The organism is Polyangium mundeleinium (assembly GCF_028369105.1).
Classification (GTDB): Bacteria; Myxococcota_A; Polyangia; order Polyangiales; family Polyangiaceae; genus Polyangium; species Polyangium mundeleinium.
Map to the genome: position 1 here is coordinate 4,501,988 of NZ_JAQNDO010000001.1, position 17,652 is coordinate 4,519,639.

The following is a 17,652-nucleotide window of genomic DNA, read 5'->3' on the forward strand; positions in this document are numbered from 1 at the left end:
GGCCACGAGCACGAGTCGCGCCGCGCCGGTCATGGCCGCTGCTGCGGAAGGCGGGTAAGGGTGGACGATGGAAGCCGGCACGGTCGTCGCGCAGCGATTCGTGATCGAGCATCTCGCGGGCGAAGGCGGCATGGGCGAGGTGTACCGCGCCAGGGACCTCGGCGCGGGGACGCCTGTGGCGCTCAAGGTCCTCCGCGCGGCAGGCGCGCAAGCCGAGGAGCGCTTCCAGCGGGAGGTCGCCGCGCTCGAGCGCCTCTCGCACCCCGCGATCGTCGCTTGCCTCGGGCACGGCATGCTCCCGGGGGAGCGGCCCTGGCTCGCGATGGAGTGGCTCGAAGGCGAGGATCTCGCGCGCCGCATCACGCGCGGGCCCCTCGCGCCGGAGGACGCGCTCACGATCGCGCGCACGGTCGTGGAGGCGCTCGGGGCGGCGCACGCGATCGGGGTCGTTCACCGCGACGTGAAACCCCACAACGTCTTCCTCGTCGATCGAGACCCAGCGCGCGTCAAAGTCATCGATTTTGGCCTCGCGCGCGTGACGGGCACGCAGACGGCCACGTTCACGGGGGCGCTCGTCGGCACGCCCGCGTACATGGCGCCCGAGCAGATCCGCGGGGCGCGGGACGTGGACGGGCGCGCCGATCTTTATGCGCTCGGGGCCTTGCTCTTCGAATGCCTCACGGGAAAAAAGCCGTTCGTCGCGGCGGATCACATCCTCGGCGTGATCTCGCAGATCCTCTTCGAGCCCGCGCCGCGCCTGCGTTCGGTCATGCCCAGCATGCCCCCCGAGCTCGACGCGCTCGTGTCGGCCCTGCTGGAGAAGGATCCCGAGCGGAGGCTTTGCCCCGCGAGTGAGGTGGCGACGGCGCTCGCGGCGATCGATCCGAGCCGGTGCGGTCCGCGGCCGATCCCGAGCGAGCGACCGCCTTCGCTCACGGGCGAGGAGCTGCGGCTCGTGTCGGTCGTGCTCCTTGCGGCGGCGCCCTTGCCGAGCGCCGCGCCGCTCGACGACACCGTGCTCGATCGGCGGGATCCCACGCTCGTCCAGGCGGTCACGCGCGTGGCGGCGCCGCTCGGCGGGCGGATCGAGGCGCTCGGGGACGGGACGGTCCTCGTGGCGCTCGCGGGGCGCGGGGCCGCGACGGATCAAGCCGCGGCGGCCGCGCGATGCGCGCTCGAAATGCGGGCGTTCGGGGCGGGCCTTCCGCTCGTGCTCACGACGGGCCGTGGCCACGCCGGGGCGGGATCGTTGTTCTCCGATGCGGCCGCGCGCGCGGGTGCGCTGCTCCGCCTCGCGCCCGCGGACATGGCCGGGATCGTCATCGACGAGACGACACGCGGGCTGCTCGACGCGCGGTTCTCGCTGGAGCGAAAGGGCGATCTGCACGTGCTGCTCGCCGAGGATCCCGCGGGGGATGCGTCGCGGCTCCTCGCGGGCCGAACCGCGCCGTTCGTGGGGCGCGAGCGGGAGGTCGGGTACATCGAGCGGCTCTTCGAGGAGGTCACGGGCGAGCCACGCGCCGCGGCGGCGGTCGTCGTGGGGGAGGCGGGGGCGGGCAAATCGCGGCTCGGGCGGGAGATCCTCGCGTCGCTGCGGCGCATCGCGCCCACGGTCGAGACATGGGTGGGCCGCGGCGAGCCGCTGAGCGCGGGCGCGCCGTTCGGCTCGATCGCCTCGGCGCTCCGTGGGGCCGCGAAGATCCGCGACGGGACGGCCGCCGAGGCTCGTCACGAGGCGCTGCGTTCCTTCCTCGCTCCGCGCGTTTCGCCGGCGAATGGGGAGCGCATCACCACGTTCCTCGGTGAGCTCGTGGAGGCGCCGCGGCCCGGGGCCGACGAGGGCGAGCTTCTCCGCGCGGCGCGGCGGGATCCGCTGGTGATGGGGGATCAGATCCGGCTCGCATTCGAGGATCTCGTGGAGGGCGTCACGACGTCGCGCCCGCTCGTCCTCGTGCTCGAAGACCTGCACTGGGGGGACGCTTCCACCGTAAAACTCCTCGATCGTTTGCTCCGCAACCTTCATGCGCTGCCGCTCTTCGTGCTGGCGCTCGGGCGGCCGGAGACGCTGGAGCTCTTTCCGGGGATCTTCGCCGAGCGCGAGGTGCATCACCTGCGCCTCGCGGGCCTGTCGCGGCGGGCGGCGGCGACGCTCGTGCGGCAGAGCCTCGGCGACGCGGCGCGGGACGAGGACGTGCAGGCGATCGTGGATCGCGGCGCGGGGCATCCGCTTTTCCTCGAAGAGCTCGCGCGCGCGGCGGTCGAGTCGTCGGGGTCGTCGACGCTGCCGGAGACGGTGGTCGCGATGGTGCAATCGCGTATCGAGCGCCTCCCGTTCGAGGCGCGGCGGATCCTGCGCGCGGCCTCGATCTTCGGCGAGACGTTCTGGCGCGGCGGCGTCGGGGCGCTCGTCGGCGACGCGCTCGGCGCAGCGGACGTCGAGCCGTGGATCACGCTCCTCTGCGATCGAGAGGTCGTGCAAGCGCGGCGCGAGGCGCGTTTCCCGGACGAACGCGAGTACGGCTTTCGCCACGCGCTCTTCCGCGAGGCAGCGTATGCGATGCTCACGCCCGCGGATCGCGCCGTCGGCCACGCGCTCGCGGGCGTCTGGCTCGAAGCCGCGGGCGAGACCCGCGCGGCCGTGCTGGCCGAGCACTTTGATCAAGGCGACGACCTCGAACGCGCGGTCGTCCACCACCATCGCGCCGCGCGCGAGGCGCTCGAAGCCGGCGATTTCGTGGCCGTGAATCGGCACGTGGATCGGGTGATCGCGCGTGGCGCCGCGGGGCGTGTCCTCGGGGAGTGCCTGGGCTTCAAGGCCGAAGCGGCGCACTGGCAGGGCGCATTCGAGGAGGCCGAGCAGCTCGCCGAGGCCGCGATGCGCGCGCTCGAACCGGGCACGCCGCGCTGGTTCGACGCGGCCTCGGCATTCGCCATCGCGGCAGGCAGGCGCCTCGCGCAGGACAAGCTCGCCTCGCTCTGCGCGACGCTCTCGACGTTCGGCGCGCGCGGCGAGCAGAGCGACGCCTACATCCAGGTCGCGATTCGCGCAGGGCTGCAAGCTTTCATCACGGGGCAATACGAGGTGTCGGAGGAGCTCTTGCGGAAGCTCCAGCCCTTCCTCGACGATCCCTCGGGTCGCGAGCTGCGCACGCAGGCCTTGCTCCAGGTGCTCGCGGCGAGCCGGGCGAGCCGCGCGTGGCGGTACGACGCGACGGCAAAGCATTTCCTCGAAGCCGGGGGGATCTTCGAGCGAGCGGGCGACCTGCGGAGCGCCTGCTCGCAGCGCCTCGACGCCTGCTTTTTTTTCATCGACATCGGCGAGGCCGAGCGCGCGCGCGACCTCTGCCAGGAGCTCCTCGCCGCGGCGAGCCGGCTCGGTTTGTCGCGCATCCTCTCGGCCGCGCGGGGCAGCCTCGGCAGCGCGCTGTACTTCATGGGCCGTTACGAAGAGGCGTTCGCGACGCTCTCGGAGGCCGAGCGGGATCTCGACGCGCAGGGGGACATGCGCCTCGGCGGCCTCACGCGGCTCAAGCTCGGTCGCTGCTTGCTCGCGCAGGGCGAGCTCGACGCCGCGGCGGCGAAGGTCGAGGCGGCGCGCCGTCGGGTCGCGGGCATGCGCCGCTACGACGCGATGGCGCTCTCGGTCCTCTCCAGCATCCGGCTCGCGCAGGGCGACGTGGCCGCGGCGCTCGAGTTTTCCGCGGCAGCCATGGTGATCCTCGCGGCGATCGGTCGTATGGGCACCGACGAAATCGGCGTGCGGCTTTCGCGCGTGCTCGCGCTGCGCGCGGCCGGTGATTCCGAGCGGACGCGCGTGGAGCTCTCGACGGCGCGCGAGCGCCTCCTCTGGATCTCGTCGCGCCTCGACGCAGAGGAGGCGCGCGAGGTGTTCCTGTCGCGCGTCGCGGAAAACCGGCGCGTGCTCGAACTCGCGGCGGAGGCGGGGATCGTGGGCGGCTAGCCGCAGCCGCCGTCGACAGGCAGGGCATCCACGTCGAGGGGCTCGCTTGCCGGGACCCACGGGTCCTGGGCTTCGAACGAGAGCGTGCCGTGGAGCGAGAGCGAGCAGGGGAACGTCCCTTCGACCTCCAACGTCCCGGTGCCGGAGACGGCGGGCGCGGAGCTCATCGGTTGCGGGGGAAACCCTCCTTGCATCGCGCAGTCGCTCGCCTGGTTCGTCACGTCCGCGTGCGAGAGGATCCAGGGCGGCGTGGTTTCGATCGCGAGCGTCGGGGTCGTGCCCATCTCCACGAAGAGACGAAAGCAGACGTTTCGCGTGGGATCGGCCTTGAAGATGATGAACCGCGGGACGTGCGTGAGGAGGTTCGCCGCGGTGTATTCGACGCCGCCGCTGCTCCCGCCTGCGCCGCCGTTTCCGCCGCTGCCCCCGGCGCCGCCTTCGCCGCCGCTCCCGCCTTCGCCGCCGCTGCCGCCGCCGCCCGCGCCGCCGCTCCCGCCCGCGCCGCCGCTGCCGGTTCCGCTGCTGGTTCCGCCCCCGCTTCCGTGGGTTTGGTTCGTGACTTCGGTCCCGCAGGCGAGCAGGGCCAGGGCCAGGGCGGCGTTCGCCGCGAGTAACCACGTGGATCGAAAGGAAGAAAGGTGCATCGAAGATCCTCCGGCTGTTCTTTGTCGATGGTACGCCGTGAAGCGAAGGGCGTCACTGTTGCGACGCGATCACGCGGCCCTTCCGCCATGGACAAGGGGAGGCCGCTTCTCTAGATTGCTCTGTTGGCATGTTACGCTTTCGCGCCTTCGCGTGCGCCTTCGCTGCGCTCGCTGTGATCCTCCTCCTCGGCCCGCGTGCTCTCGCCGCGGACCTGATCCTCGACGGCAGCGTTGCCGGGCCCGCTGTGTGCCCCGACGGCGGTACGCCCGTGGATCGACTCTGCCAGGTCAACGCGACCGCTGCGCAGAACACCGCCTGTCGTTACGGCGGCGAAAAAACGTTCGGCGTCGTGTCCTTGACCAAGGGCGCCCTCGTCTGCGTCGCGCCCTATGACGGGACGAACAAGACGAACACCGGCAACCTCGTCCTCAAGGCCAACCAGATCACCATCGACGCGACTTCGCGGATCATCGCGAAGGGCGCGGGGTATCGCGGCCTCTTGTGCAACGACGGCGAGGGGCCCGCGACGTTCCCGCTCTCCGGCGGGCGCGGCGGCTGCTCGGTGCTCGACTCCGGCGGCGGCGGCGCGCATTTCGGGCAGGGCGGGCGCGGCACGAAGGACTGCTTCATCGTCGGTTCGACGACCGCGTGCGAGTTCCCGCAGGAGTGGGAGGAGGACTGCGGGAACCTCAACGCCGCCGGCAACGCGTGCGTCGCGGCGAACGATCCGAACAAGGCCGTCTGTTACGGCACGACGAACAGCGCGAACGGCGCGGGCGACGGGTTCCCCACGGTCGCGGGCCTGCCATACCGGCACAGCATCTACGAAGTCGAGTTCGGCGCGGCCGGCGGGGACAAGGGGTGTCGCGACGGCTATGAGGCGGGGCTCCGCGCGGGGCGCGGCGGCGGGCGGATCGTGCTCTTCGCGGCGACGGCTGTGCAGGACGGCAAGATCGACATCGCCGGCGGCGTCAGCTCCGATGGGCACCGCGGCTGCTCCGCGGGCAACGACTCGGCGGGCGGCGGCGCGGGCGGGTCGATCCTGATCATCGGCGATCACGTGAACGTGCAGAGCTCCGCGCGCATCAGCGCGCACGGAGGCCGCGGCGGCGACTCGCAGCCGAAATGCCTGCCTTGCACGGGGAACGGCGACTGCGAGACCGGACAAACCTGCCAGGCGGGGCGCTGCGGCCCCTGCAACTGCACGCCGTGCACCTCGAACGCGCAATGCAACACGCTCCTCGGGCAGACGTGCAAGAACCTCGGCGGCCAGCTCGGCATGGTCTGCGCGAACGCGTCGAACCAGTGCACGCCCCTCGACCCGATGGACAACGAGGTCGAGTGCCGCGCCACGCAGAACAACGGCACCTGCGACGATTGCGCGGGCGGCGGCGGCGGCGGCATCATCAACGTGCAGTCGCGCGTCGGCACCATCCACCCGCAGGCGATCTTCGACGTGCGTGGCGCGAACGGCGGCATCTGCCCGATCTGCGCCGGCGAGGCGGGCGGCGGCGCGGGCGAGCTGCAGATCGACAGCGCCTACGTCGGCGAGATCTGCGACGGCTGGGACAACGATTTCGACGGCCAGGTCGACGAGGACCTCGGCGTCATCCCTTGCCCGGACGGGTCGATGGTCCCGGCGTGCTTGAACGGCGTCCCGCAGATCTGCAACTACGATCCGGCGCAGTGCCTCGTGCCGGCGTCGGATGCGCGCCCGCGCTTCGCGCTCGTGCTCGACACGTCGGGCTCGATGCTGAACGACCTCGCGGGCAACCCCACGTTCGGCGACGGCTCGGCGGCGCACCCGGGCGTCGATACGGGCAGTGATCCCGACACGCTGGCGGGCAACAACTCGCGCCTGTTCATCGCGAAGCAGGCGCTCACGCAGGTGCTCAGCGCCTTCCCGGAGAGCGATTATGCGCTCGCCCGGTATTACCAGGACGTCGGCGTCAACCGGAGCTGCCAGTCCGCGGCGAACTTCGAGTGCGCGCAGAGCTGCTGCTCGTACGACGACCCCTCGGACAACCTCCCGCCGCCGTACCCCTCGGTGTACCCGGACAACCAGTGCGTCCTCTCGCAGCTCTATCCGGGCGCGGGGTACCCGAACAACGCGACGTTCACCGGGAACATCCCGATCGGCTGGCCGCAAGAGGCGATGGAGATGACGCCGACCTCGGATTGCATCAACTACGCCGGGTCCTGCGGTCCTCCGCGGCGCGGCGCGCAGTTCCTCGTCGGGTTCAACCAGCCCGTCAACCGGTATTTGCGGTGGCTCGACGGCGTCGAGGACGCCGACGCGATGTTCGACGCGAGCACGCTGGAGGGCAACCACTGCGCCATGGGCAACTGCGAGGTGCGCGGCTCGGGTCCGACGCCGCTCGCCGGCGCGCTCCAGGCGACGCACGATTACCTCAAGCCCGTCGTCACCTGCGACAGCGCGGCGGCGTGCCGCTCGTACGCCGCGATTCTGCTCACGGACGGCGCCGAGAGCTGCCAGGGCAACCCCCAGGCCGCCGCGGCGGCGCTGCTCGCCGGCATCAACGGCAAGCCCATCGCGACCTACGTGATCGGCTTCTCCGTGCTCCCGAGCGAGCAGACGCAGCTCAACCAGATCGCGGCCGCCGGCGGCACGGGGCAAGCGTTCTTCGTGTCGTCGAAGAGCGAGCTCGCGAACGCCCTCGCGCAGATCATCGGGCAGAACCAGAAGTTCGAGCTCTGCAACGGCCTCGACGACGATTGCGACAACCTCATCGACGAGGATTTCCCCGAGAAGGGGCAGCCCTGCACGGACGGCGAGATCGGCGCTTGTCTCGGCGTCGGCACGTACGTCTGCAAGGCCGACGGCTCGGGCACCGAGTGCGGCATCACGGATCCGGGCGCTTCCCCGATGACCGAGGTCTGCAACAGCATGGACGACGATTGTGACGGCCTCGTCGACGAGGACGCCGCGGGCCTGCCGCTCGATTGCCCGAGCTGCATCCCTTCGCCCGAGGTCTGCGACGGCGTCGACAACGACTGCGATTTCAACATCGACGAGGAGCCGGACGTCTCGACGAACCAGCCGATGGTGTTCGGCGTGCCCTGCGGCGAGCTGACGGCGCCGAACGATCAAAGCCCCTGCCAGCTCGGCACGGTGCTCTGCATCAACGCGATGCCCGTGTGCGTGGGCTTCGTCGGTCCGAAGGAGGAGCTCTGCAATGGGCTCGACGAGGACTGCGACGGCGTGGGCGACAACATGGCGCCGTGCCCCGGCGACAGCAAATGCATCGAGGCGCAATGCGCGATCCCCTGCACGGGCGGCGAATTCCCGTGCCCGCCGGGCCTCGCGTGCAACGACGACGGGTATTGCCTCAAGCTGACGTGTGATCAGGTGAACTGCGGCCCGGGCCAGGTCTGCATGGACGGCGTTTGCCTGAACGCGCCCGACGGCGGCATGGGCGGCGAGGGCGGCGACGGCGGCTCGGGCGGGAGCGGCGGTTCGGGGGGCCTCGGCGGGGCTCCCACGAGCAGCTCGGGCAGCGCGGGTGCGAACGACGACGCGTACGGGCTGGCCACGGGCGGCGGCGGCTGCACGTGCGGCCTCGCGGCCGGCGAGCGGCAGAACGCGGGCGTGATCGCGGGGCTCGTCGCCCTCGCGGCGCTTGGCCTCGGTCGTCGCCGCGGCGCGCGCGCGTCTCGCAAGGAGGCGGCATGAACACGGGACGAACGAAGCGGTTCGGGGTGGCCCTTGCCTTGGTGCCGGCGATGTTCGCCGTCCTGCTCGGGAGCGGCTGCATGGACGACGCGTTCTGCTTCTCGTGCGGCGCGGAGCCCTCCGGCAGCGGCGCCTCCGGCGGCATGGGCGGCATGGGCGGAGAGGGCGGCGAAGGAGGAATCGGGTTCGGCGGGTTTTCGCAGGTGGGCGGCGGCCCGCCCTGCGACGCCGACCTCCTGAACGACGTCGACAATTGCGGCGCGTGCGACAACAAATGCCTCCTGGCGAGCGCCTTCCCGCGCTGCGAGCAGGGCGTCTGCGTCGTCGACACGTGCGTCGCCGGCGCCTACGACGTCGACGGGGATCCGAAAAACGGCTGCGAATACGCCTGCCCGGTGCCGGTCCTCGGCCCCGAGCAATGCAACGGCATCGACGACGATTGCGACGGCAAGGTCGACTCGGCCGACCCCGATCTCGTCCCGCCCTCGAACCTCTGCACCGTGACGGCCGGGACGCCCTGCGAGGGGACGATGGTCGTCTGCAACGGCTCGGCGGGCTGGTCGTGCGTGTATCCGCCCGAGGTCGAGGTCGTCTCCGGCTTCGTGCGGATCACCGAGACCCGCTGCGACGGCGTCGACGGCAACTGCGACGGCAGCGTGGACGAGTGGTTCCAGGAGCTCGGCTCGGCCTGCGACGACGGCGGCCTCGGCAAGTGCGCCGATGTCGGCGTGGTCGTCTGCGACCCGACGAACCCGGCCACGACGAAGTGTGATCTCTCCGTTCTGCCCGACGCGCTCCCGCCGACGGCCGAGCAATGCAACGGGGCCGACGACGATTGCGACGGGTTCGTCGACGAGGAGTTCGACCCTTCCGCATTCGACATGGATCCCATTCCCGGCTCGAACCCGCCCGCCTTCGTGGATCGTTACGAGGCCTCGCGGCCCGACGCGAGCATGCAGGCGGCCGGCATCCGCGAAACCGTGGCCTGCAGCAAAGGCTCGGTCTTGCCCTGGACCGGCGGCTCCTACACCGAGGCCGCGGCCGCATGCGCGGCGCGCGGGCCAGGCTTTCGGCTCTGCTCCGCGAGCGAGCTCGAAGCGGCCTGCCGCGGCCCTGCGAGCATGCTGTACCCGTACGGCGCGACCTACGACGGGATGGCCTGCCTCGGCGTGGACAACCCCGCGGCCATGAGCGGGGCCGCCGCGACGGGCAGCCTCGCCGCGTGCGTCTCGGGCGCGGGTCCGCGGGATCTCTCGGGCAACGTGACCGAATGGACGCGTACGCAGACGAACGCCGCGGCCGCGCCGAACCGGATCTTCCAGCTTCACGGCGGTTCGTACCTTTCTCCGCAGCTCGGCCTCGCCTGCACCATGGAGCTCCCGGCCCGCGCGGCCGAGGGGACCCTCCTGCCAAACATCGGCTTCCGCTGCTGCCGGCAATAGTTTTCCCCCGACGAGCGGGGTAGAGTCGCGTCCGTGACGCCTCTGCCCCCCATCGCCACCAAGCACCTCTTCCGTGACGTCTCCGCGGCCCTGCACGAGCTGCTCGGCTCGCTCGGCCCAGACGACTGGAGCAAGCCCACGGTGCACGCGACGCGGGACGTGAAGGACCTGGCCGCGCACCTGCTCGACGGCTCGTTCCGGCGCCTGTCCTTCCAGCGAGACGGGCAGTTCATCCCAGCGCCCGAGATCCGCTCGTTCGAGGCGATGGTCGAGTTCATCCAGCGTCTCAACACCGAGTGGATGCTGGCCGCGCGGAGGCTCTCGCCGCGCGTGCTCATGGACCTGCTCCGCCGCGCCGACGAGGAGGTCGCCGCGCTCTTCGAAGGCCTCGATCCCGAGGGACCCGCAATCTTCAGCGTGGCCTGGGCCGGCGAGGAGTGGTCCCAGAACTGGTTCGACGTGGCGCGCGAGTACACGGAGAAGTGGCACCACCAGCAGCAGATCCGCGACGCCGTGGGCCGGCCAGGCCTGAAGGAGCGGCGCTACATGCACCCGGTGATCGACGCCTTCCTGCGAGGCGCCCCGCACGCCTATCGCAATGTCCCGGCCGCGGACGGCGCAGGGGTCGATCTCGTCATCACGGGCGAGGCCGGCGGCACGTGGCACCTCGTGCGCGCGGCGGATCGGTGGGAGCTCGTGGCCGCACGGGAGACGCCGGCAACCACGACGGTGGAGCTCGACGCGGACAGCGCGTGGCGGCTCTGGACGAAGGGCCTCGACCCTACGATGGCGCGGGCGCAAGCCGTGGTGCGCGGCGACGAGGCGCTCGCGGCGCCGATCTTCCGGATGGTCACGATCATGGCCTAGGGGTTTTTCTTGGGGCGTTGCGCCGGGGCGCTGCCCCGGGCCCCGCGGGGGCTGTTCGCCCCTCGACCCGAACCAGGCGCGGCCTGGACCGAAGGTGGAAGAACTGCGCGGTGCGCAGTTCTTCCAACGGGCCGGTGGCAAGACCATCGACGTGCGTCTCAGGCTGGCGACGGGCACGTGGCTGGTTGAACCTGCAGCGCTGCCGTGTTGGTTGGCAGGGTCGTCGGTGGTCTTGAACCTGGCTGTTCGATGAACTGCGCGGAGCGCAGTTCATCGACCCCGCGTCCAGCGCTTGCGCTGGTCCGGGTCCAGGGGTGGACAACCCCTGGTGGGGCCTGGGGCAAAGCCCCAGCTCCACGCCCCCAACATGAGACGGGGGGAGGCCCGTGCATCCGGGGCACGCTCGTAGTAAGGCCTCGCCATGCACGTCGCCATCACGGGTGCGTCCGTTGGCATCGGGGAGGCCTTGGCGCGCGCGTTCGCCGCGAAGGGTGCGGTCGTCTCGCTCGTTGCCCGGCGCAAGGAGCGGCTCGACGCCATCGCGCGGGAGCTCTCGGGCCGGGCCTTCCTCCACCAGGCGGACCTCTCGCTCCCGGAGCGCGCGACGGACTGGATTGCGCCGGCCGAGAAGGAGCTTGGTCCCATCGACGTGCTCGTGAACAACGCGGGCGTGCAGCATGTCGAGCCGACGGAGCTTGCCGGGGTCGACGCGGGCGAAATGCTCCTGCGCTTGAACGTCCTCACGCCGCTGCGCCTCACACGCGCGGTCCTGCCGGGCATGCTCGCGCGGCGCAGCGGCGCGATCGTCGACATCGCGTCCATGGCGGCCATCACGCCCATGCCGGGCATGTATTATTACAATGCCTCCAAGGGCGCGCTGGCGAATGCCTCGGAGGGCCTCCGCGGCGAGCTGCGCGGCACGGGCGTGCACGTGGTCACGGTGTATCCGGGCCCGGTGGACACGGACATGGGGCGCAAGGGCTACGAGAAGTACGAGCCTTCGCTCAGCGCGCGCCTCTCGCCGGTGGGCACGGCGGATGGGCTCGCGCGGCTCGTCGTGCGTGCTGTCGAACGGAAGAAGCCGCGCGTCGTGTACCCGCGCTCGTATGGCGTGGCGCTCTGGTTCCCGCGGATCGCGCGGTGGGTGACGTCGCGCTTCTCGCCGCCGCTTCGACAGCTTCCGGGCTAGAAAAACCCGCCTTCGAGCATCGAGGTGAGCAGCTCCTCGTCCTCGGGGGATTTTTCCGTGCGGGCCTCGGTCGTGGCGGGGTCCTTCGACGGCGGCGTGTCCGCGGGGGGAGCGGGCGGGGGCTCCCGGAAGTTCGGGCAGCCCCGCGTCGCGCACTCCACCGTCAAGACCCCCACGTAGGTCGCTCGCGCGCCGCAGCGGGGGCAGACGGTCATCCCTTCACCTCGTACTCGCTCTGCAGGAGCTTCGCGATCGTGGCGAGCTGCATGTTCGACGTGCCCTCGTAGATCTTCCCGATCTTCGCGTCGCGGAAGAACTTCTCGGCGGGGTACTCCTTCGTGAAGCCCACGCCGCCGAAGAACTCCACGCAGAGCGACGCCGTGCGCTCGGCGACCTCCGACGAGAACAACTTCGCCATCGCGGCTTCCTTCAGGAAGGGCAGACCTGCGTCCTTCCGCCGTGCGGCGTTGTAGACCATCAGCCGCGCGGCCTCGATCTCCGTCGCGACGCGGGCGTACTGGAACTGCATCCCCTGGAAGCTCGCGATCGACTGACCGAACTGCTTGCGCTCGCTCATGTAGCGCATCGCTTGGTCGAACGCGCCTTGCGCGAGACCGATCATCTGCGCGCCGATGCCGATGCGTCCCTCGTTCAGCGTCTCGATCGCGATCTTGTAGCCCTTGCCCACCTCGCCGAGCACGTTCTCTGCGGGCACCTCGCAGTCCTCGAGGACGAGCTCGCACGTGCTCGACGCGCGGATGCCGAGCTTGTTCTCCTTCTTGCCGACGGAGAAGCCCGGGAAGTTGCGCTCCACGAGGAAGGCCGTGATGCCGCGGTAGCCCTTGCTCGGGTCCACGTTTGCGAGGACCAGGAAGAGCGAGCTCTCGTTCGCGTTCGTGATCCACAGCTTGCGACCGTTCAGCACCCAGCGGCCGTCCTTCTGCGTCGCGCGGGCCTGGAGGGCGAACGCGTCGGAGCCGCTGCCGGCCTCGCTCAGCGCGTACGAGCCCACCCAGTCCTTGCAGAGGCGGGGCAGGTACTTCTCCTTCTGCGCGTCGTTCGACCAGCGCAGCAGTGCGTTCGCGACGAGCGTGTTCTGCACGTCCACGAGCACGCTCACGCTCGGGTCGACGACGGCGAGCGCCTCGACGGCGAGGATCGCGTTGAAGAAGCTCGACCCGGCGCCGCCGTAGGTCTCGGGGATCTCGACGCCCATGAGGCCGAGCTCGAAGAGGGACGGCAGGAGCGCGGGATCGAGCGCGCCTTTCTCGTCCATCTCGCTGACGAGCGGCGCGACGCGCTTCTTCGCGAAGTCGAGCACCGAGTCGCGGAAGAGCGTCTCTTCCTCGGACAGGTGCGTGAGGGGGGGATGCGACACGTGTGATCTCCTTGGGTAGCCCCAGGCGTCGAAAGATTTTGGGGGTGCGGATTATGGGGGGGCGTGTGCGGGGTCGTCAACCGAGCCGACAGGGCGGCGGGACTACCATTGCCAGCGCAATCGCACCATCGTCCCGGGGGCGAAATGGAAGGCTTTCTGCCCGTCGATGGGGGCGTCCTTCTCGTCGAGCACGGTGACCTCGACGCTCTTGCCCTGGGCCCAGGTCTCGCCGACCTCGCCTTCGGCCACGAGCAGCCAGTCGCTCTCGGCGCCGTTTTTGCCGATGACGCGGAAAATCTCGGCCTTGTTGCCCTTCTGCGGGACGGTTTGGCTCGTCGCCACGAGGGGCTCGATGAGCAACTTCTTGCCGGCCTTCAGCTTGACTTTGCCGTGGATTTCCGCCTGGTGGATGACGATCTCGGTCGTGTACTTGCCGGGGGGCGGCTCGGGGTTCGCGGCCGTGGCGGACGGCGCGGCCTTGGGCGCGGGCGGCGTGGGGGTGGTGGCCACGGGCGGCGGGGGCGTGACCTGCGGCTGCGGCGGGGGCGGGGGAGGGGGCGTTTGCCCGCCTCCGCAGGCTGCGACGCCGAGTGCGAGCGCGAGGGAGATCCTTTTTGAAAAACTCCAGTTGAACGGTCGCATTTTCTTCCCTCGTCTCTCCGGGGGGCCCGTGCCAGCGTCCTTGGTACAGCAAGTCGGGCAGGCCACGCCAGCAGGATTTTGACCACGCTCGGGTGACGCAACGGCAGGTGGTAGGCGCGTGGATCAGAGTCGATTCGTTGACGGATCGAGGCGCCGCGGTGGGGCTTCGCCGGGGCCGTGATAAGAAGCGAATCCATGCGTCGCCTCCGCTCCGCCTCGCTGTTCGTCGCTGCGTGCGTTTGTTCTTCCGGCTGTGCGGAGAGCGCCTCGAATCCGAAGACATCACCCAGCGCGGAAAGCGCGCCTGCGGCCGCCTCCGCTTCCGCCTCCGCTTCCGCTTCCGATCCGGAATCTATTTGCTACCTACTACCTAGGCAGCAAACCTAATGATTCCGAACACTTGCGACACACTGAGAGCGACCTGCTGCCCGACCAAATAGGCTGATCACGCGTTCAGTAGTAGCGCAGTCCGATCGAGAGGTCTCGACCATGGAAGCCAGGACCGGCATCATCCCGAGCATGGGCGGCAAGAGCAGCAAGGGCGGCAAGGGTAGCAAGGCGCGTGGAACGGCGAAGGATCGCGCGCACGTCAGCCCCCCGCGCGAGGTCTCCATCCTCGAAGCGGCGCCCGATGCGCCCGCGGTCGTGAACGCTGGACCCACGATCGCGGATCCTTCCGCGGTTAGGCGTGTCCTCACGGTCAACGGTCCTCACGCGGGGACGTCGCGAGTCCTCGCCTATCGGCGCGTCTCGACCATGGAGCAAATGCGATCGGGCACGTCGCTCGACGCGCAGGACGAGGAGATCCGGCGTTACTGTCAGTACGCCCGCCTCCCGGATCCGATTGACTTTGAAGAAACGGAATCGGGCGGCGTCGAGTCACAAGAGAAACGGGAGAACATCGCAGCCCTGCTAAAGGCCGTCCGCCCGGGGGATCTCGTGGTCGTGGCGAAGCTCGATCGGTTCTCTCGCGATATCGTTTTCACGATCTCCGCCGTGCGAGACATCATCAAGCGGGGGGCGCGCTTCCTGTCTCTCGCTGAACGGTTCGACGCCTCTACCCCCGAGGGGGAGACGCAAATGGCCCTGTGGGCGTCGATCGCACAGATGGAGCGGGCCCGCATTCGGGAGCGCACGGAAGGCAATCGAAAGCGGCTCCGGGCCCTCGGGAAATTCGTAGAGGGACAGCCCCCGTTCGGCTACGTGCGGGCCAAGGGCGCGGACCTGCACGACAAGCCGCGACGATTGGACATCGATCCGATCAAGGCGCCCATCGTCCGCGAAATGTTCGACATGTGCCTCGCAGGCAAGAGCGCGCGAGACATCGCGCTCCATTGCCAAACGACCTATACAGGACTCGCGATGTTCCGGACCGTATGGATCCTGCAATTGCTCAAAAACCGAATGTACGCCGGCCAGATCGCGACCACGCCAGTCCGGCCGGACAAAAACCGGCAGTTGACGCAAAAGCCCGCCGAATGGGTCGACGCGCACGAACCGATCGTTTCCCTGCAAATGTGGCATGCGGCCCAGCACGCGCTAGCGGGACGGCGCTCCTATGGGCGCAAGCCTCGCACGGACACGATCACCTCGGAATGGTTGATCCGAGGGCTCGCCCGTTGCTCCATTTGCGGATCGATGATCACGGCCAAGCCTGCAAGCGAGAAGAATAAGCACGCGGGATATTACGTGTGCCGGAAGCGCTACGCGCCCGAGTTGAAGAATGCCACGCGCGAGCGGTGCATGGGGGCGCCCTGGAATCGGCAGGATGAGATCGATCCGAAGATCGAAAGGCTCGCGGCGCGTCACTTCAAAGCGCTAGACGGCCATCTGTCGAAAGCCCCTCCGCCATCCCCCCACGCGCCGAACTTCAGGGTGCAGCGGGCCAAGCTCGTAACGGCGCGGAGCAATCTCGTTTCCATGGTCTCCTCGGGCCAGTGGGGGATGGACGTGATCCGGGGGGAAGCGGCGCGGATCGAGCGCGAGCTTGCCGCGATCGATGCGGAGGAACGGGCGCTCTCCGCGGAAGCTTCGGCCGATACGGTCGAGAATCGAAAGGGCGCGCTTTCGTGGTTGCGCTCGATCGTGGCGCAGTGGGGGACCATGGCCGTCCCTGCTCGGCGCGCGGCGCTCGGCGCGATGCTCGACGGGATCAAGATCGGCCCCGAGGGGGTCGCAATCGAATGGAGCGACGCCGCGACGATGGCCGTCCGATACGCGGAGGGGCGCCTACCCGATCCCGCGACGCTCGATCATGCGAGCGACGATCCGCGCCGCCCTGCTCGCCCGATGCTTACGGGACGCGCGGAGCACGTGCCGGCGCTTCCGCCTGGAGACGCCTAGCAGCCGCCCTAGCGGGCGCTCGGCCGCGGGAGGGCTCGGGGGGCTATCCCCCGCGCCGGAACGCATGGCGCCCCCTTCCCGCGCCGTCTCGCTCCGCTCGGCGCGGCAGACCTCGCGAGGCTCGACTCGTGCTCGACGGCGCGGCCCTCGCGGCGCTCGGCGCGGCCCTGGGAAGCTCGGCGCGATCGTGCTCGACGGCGCAGCCCTCGCGGCGCCCTCGACGCTCGGCGCGGCCCTCGCGGCGATCGGCACGTCGTGCTTGACGCTACTAATGGCGCAGCCCTCGCGGCGCTCTCGACGCCCTGTGCCATGAATGAACGCCGAATAGCTCGACGAACGCCACGCCTTGCCCTGCGCATCCACTTGGAAAATCCGACTGTGCCCTACGATACACGACGGGTCCTCCTGCCTTCATGCGAGAGGGCAAGCTTGCCCGTTCGACAGGCTTCATGATATCTGAAATGTATGGCCAACGACCCTAACGAGTTCACGCAAGCTACGAAAGATAAACTTGCGCAGCGCGCTGGACACAAATGCTCGAACCCGTGGTGTCCGCAGGCGACGAGTGGTCCACACTCCGATGATACCAAAGCTGTAAATGTAGGCGAAGCTGCGCATATTCGTGGGGCTCGCCCCGGCTCTGCGCGATACGATCCAAGTATGACACCCGAGGAGCGTCGCGTCATCACGAATGGCATATGGCTGTGTAGAATCTGTGCCAAGCTTATTGACACGGATGTACCACGATACAGCGTGGATTTACTTTACAAGTGGAAGCGCGACCACGAAAATACCCAAGCTGTGGCGATCGGTGCAGACCCGAGTGTTCTTGCGGCACGCGAACGCATTCTCAGGATGTTCGCCACGGAGAGTCCATCGGCGATACAGCTGGCTGTTGACAAGCCCGAGTTTTGGGAGTTTCTTCTCACGATAGAACTTATTCGCGATAAACTGGGTCCGCTGCGACGACGACTGCATGAAATTGAGGAGGGGCTGACTTATCGTCCGATCTTAGTGCTTGACCTTGCAGAGGCGCCCAAATGGCTCAGCACTCAATTTGCCAATCTTCTCTCGCTCGTTGCAGTGCTTGGTGCGATAGTAACGCAAAAGATTCCTTTGGCATGGGGACCGCCGGGCATACCGGGCGATACAGAGGCGATACTACGCGCCACTACCCTGTTACGCGATGCCTGCGAGGGCATTCTTACGTGGGAGGAAGATGTTGCCAAAACCCAGTTCCCCGATGAAATAGACGATTTCCGCCAGAGAATGCGTGGCTGGACCCACGGACTATTTGCAGAGATGGAGAAGATCCCGGAGATAATGTCGGGACCGATAAATCAACGATTGCCTGGCACTCACGCCATCGATCTCGTATTCAAGGCGCCCGACGGCATGGAGGCGTTTGGACAAGAATTCGTCCGGCGATACAGGGAACTGCAAGATTAGATTGGAGGTCACGGATGCCCTCAAGCGTGCTTGACGGCGCAG

At 69.0% G+C, this 17,652-nt stretch carries 11 protein-coding genes; 7 read left to right on the forward strand and 4 right to left on the reverse strand.

All coding sequences use genetic code 11. The features are described 5' to 3' along the window. The first annotated feature begins 67 nt into the window (after positions 1-67). Positions 68-3,961, forward strand: a complete 3,894-nt coding sequence (locus POL67_RS17980) for a serine/threonine-protein kinase (RefSeq protein ID WP_271918601.1) — start codon at positions 68-70, stop codon at positions 3,959-3,961. Here POL67_RS17980 and POL67_RS17985 read toward each other — a convergent pair. Beyond that, positions 3,958-4,605: a hypothetical protein gene (locus POL67_RS17985; RefSeq protein WP_271918602.1), complete on the reverse strand. Its 648-nt coding sequence runs from the start codon at positions 4,603-4,605 to the stop codon at positions 3,958-3,960. The two genes, POL67_RS17980 and POL67_RS17985, sit on opposite strands and share 4 nt — an antisense overlap. A 128-nt stretch (positions 4,606-4,733) precedes the next feature. Here POL67_RS17985 and POL67_RS17990 point away from each other — a divergent pair, with 128 nt between their 5' ends. The 4 genes from POL67_RS17990 to POL67_RS18005 all read left to right on the forward strand — a co-directional run bounded on the left by POL67_RS17990 (position 4,734) and on the right by POL67_RS18005 (position 11,798). Further along, positions 4,734-8,300, forward strand: a complete 3,567-nt coding sequence (locus POL67_RS17990; protein WP_271918603.1) for a MopE-related protein — start codon at positions 4,734-4,736, stop codon at positions 8,298-8,300. Further along, positions 8,297-9,742, forward strand: a complete 1,446-nt coding sequence (locus POL67_RS17995; protein WP_271918604.1) for an SUMF1/EgtB/PvdO family nonheme iron enzyme — start codon at positions 8,297-8,299, stop codon at positions 9,740-9,742. The genes POL67_RS17990 and POL67_RS17995 overlap by 4 nt, the downstream gene beginning before the upstream one ends. Positions 9,743-9,775: 33 nt before the next feature. Beyond that, complete coding sequence (locus POL67_RS18000; RefSeq protein ID WP_271918605.1) at positions 9,776-10,609, forward strand: maleylpyruvate isomerase N-terminal domain-containing protein; 834 nt, start codon at positions 9,776-9,778, stop codon at positions 10,607-10,609. 421 nt (positions 10,610-11,030) lie between these two features. Further along, complete coding sequence (locus POL67_RS18005; RefSeq protein ID WP_271918606.1) at positions 11,031-11,798, forward strand: SDR family NAD(P)-dependent oxidoreductase; 768 nt, start codon at positions 11,031-11,033, stop codon at positions 11,796-11,798. On the opposite strand, the gene POL67_RS18010 is transcribed toward POL67_RS18005, so the two are convergent. The 3 genes from POL67_RS18010 to POL67_RS18020 form a co-directional block, all read right to left on the reverse strand. Beyond that, positions 11,795-12,013 (reverse strand): hypothetical protein, encoded by a 219-nt coding sequence (locus POL67_RS18010; RefSeq protein WP_271918608.1) that lies wholly within the window; start codon positions 12,011-12,013, stop codon positions 11,795-11,797. The genes POL67_RS18005 and POL67_RS18010 overlap by 4 nt on opposite strands. After that, positions 12,010-13,176 (reverse strand): acyl-CoA dehydrogenase, encoded by a 1,167-nt coding sequence (locus POL67_RS18015; RefSeq protein ID WP_271918610.1) that lies wholly within the window; start codon positions 13,174-13,176, stop codon positions 12,010-12,012. Before POL67_RS18015 ends, POL67_RS18010 begins: the two co-directional genes overlap by 4 nt. Positions 13,177-13,278: 102 nt before the next feature. Then, complete coding sequence (locus POL67_RS18020; RefSeq protein ID WP_271918612.1) at positions 13,279-13,818, reverse strand: hypothetical protein; 540 nt, start codon at positions 13,816-13,818, stop codon at positions 13,279-13,281. A gap of 489 nt (positions 13,819-14,307) precedes the next feature. Between POL67_RS18020 and POL67_RS18025 the strand changes: the two genes are divergently transcribed. Beyond that, positions 14,308-16,161 (forward strand): recombinase family protein, encoded by a 1,854-nt coding sequence (locus POL67_RS18025; protein ID WP_271918614.1) that lies wholly within the window; start codon positions 14,308-14,310, stop codon positions 16,159-16,161. A gap of 753 nt (positions 16,162-16,914) precedes the next feature. Next, positions 16,915-17,610 carry a hypothetical protein gene (locus POL67_RS18030; protein ID WP_271918616.1) on the forward strand — a complete coding sequence of 232 codons (696 nt, stop codon included), beginning with the start codon at positions 16,915-16,917 and terminating at the stop codon, positions 17,608-17,610. Positions 17,611-17,652: the final 42 nt, after the last annotated feature.

Excerpts from the sequence above, each read along its gene's own strand:
- POL67_RS17995 (WP_271918604.1), top strand. The coding sequence starts at position 8,297 with ATGAACACGGGACGAACGAAGCGGTTCGGGGTGGCCCTTGCCTTGGTG.
- POL67_RS18020 (WP_271918612.1), bottom strand. The coding sequence starts at position 13,818 with ATGCGACCGTTCAACTGGAGTTTTTCAAAAAGGATCTCCCTCGCGCTC.
- POL67_RS17980 (WP_271918601.1), top strand. The coding sequence starts at position 68 with ATGGAAGCCGGCACGGTCGTCGCGCAGCGATTCGTGATCGAGCATCTC.
- POL67_RS17985 (WP_271918602.1), bottom strand. The coding sequence starts at position 4,605 with ATGCACCTTTCTTCCTTTCGATCCACGTGGTTACTCGCGGCGAACGCC.
- POL67_RS18025 (WP_271918614.1), top strand. The coding sequence starts at position 14,308 with ATGGAAGCCAGGACCGGCATCATCCCGAGCATGGGCGGCAAGAGCAGC.
- POL67_RS18005 (WP_271918606.1), top strand. The coding sequence starts at position 11,031 with ATGCACGTCGCCATCACGGGTGCGTCCGTTGGCATCGGGGAGGCCTTG.
- POL67_RS17990 (WP_271918603.1), top strand. The coding sequence starts at position 4,734 with ATGTTACGCTTTCGCGCCTTCGCGTGCGCCTTCGCTGCGCTCGCTGTG.
- POL67_RS18010 (WP_271918608.1), bottom strand. The coding sequence starts at position 12,013 with ATGACCGTCTGCCCCCGCTGCGGCGCGCGAGCGACCTACGTGGGGGTC.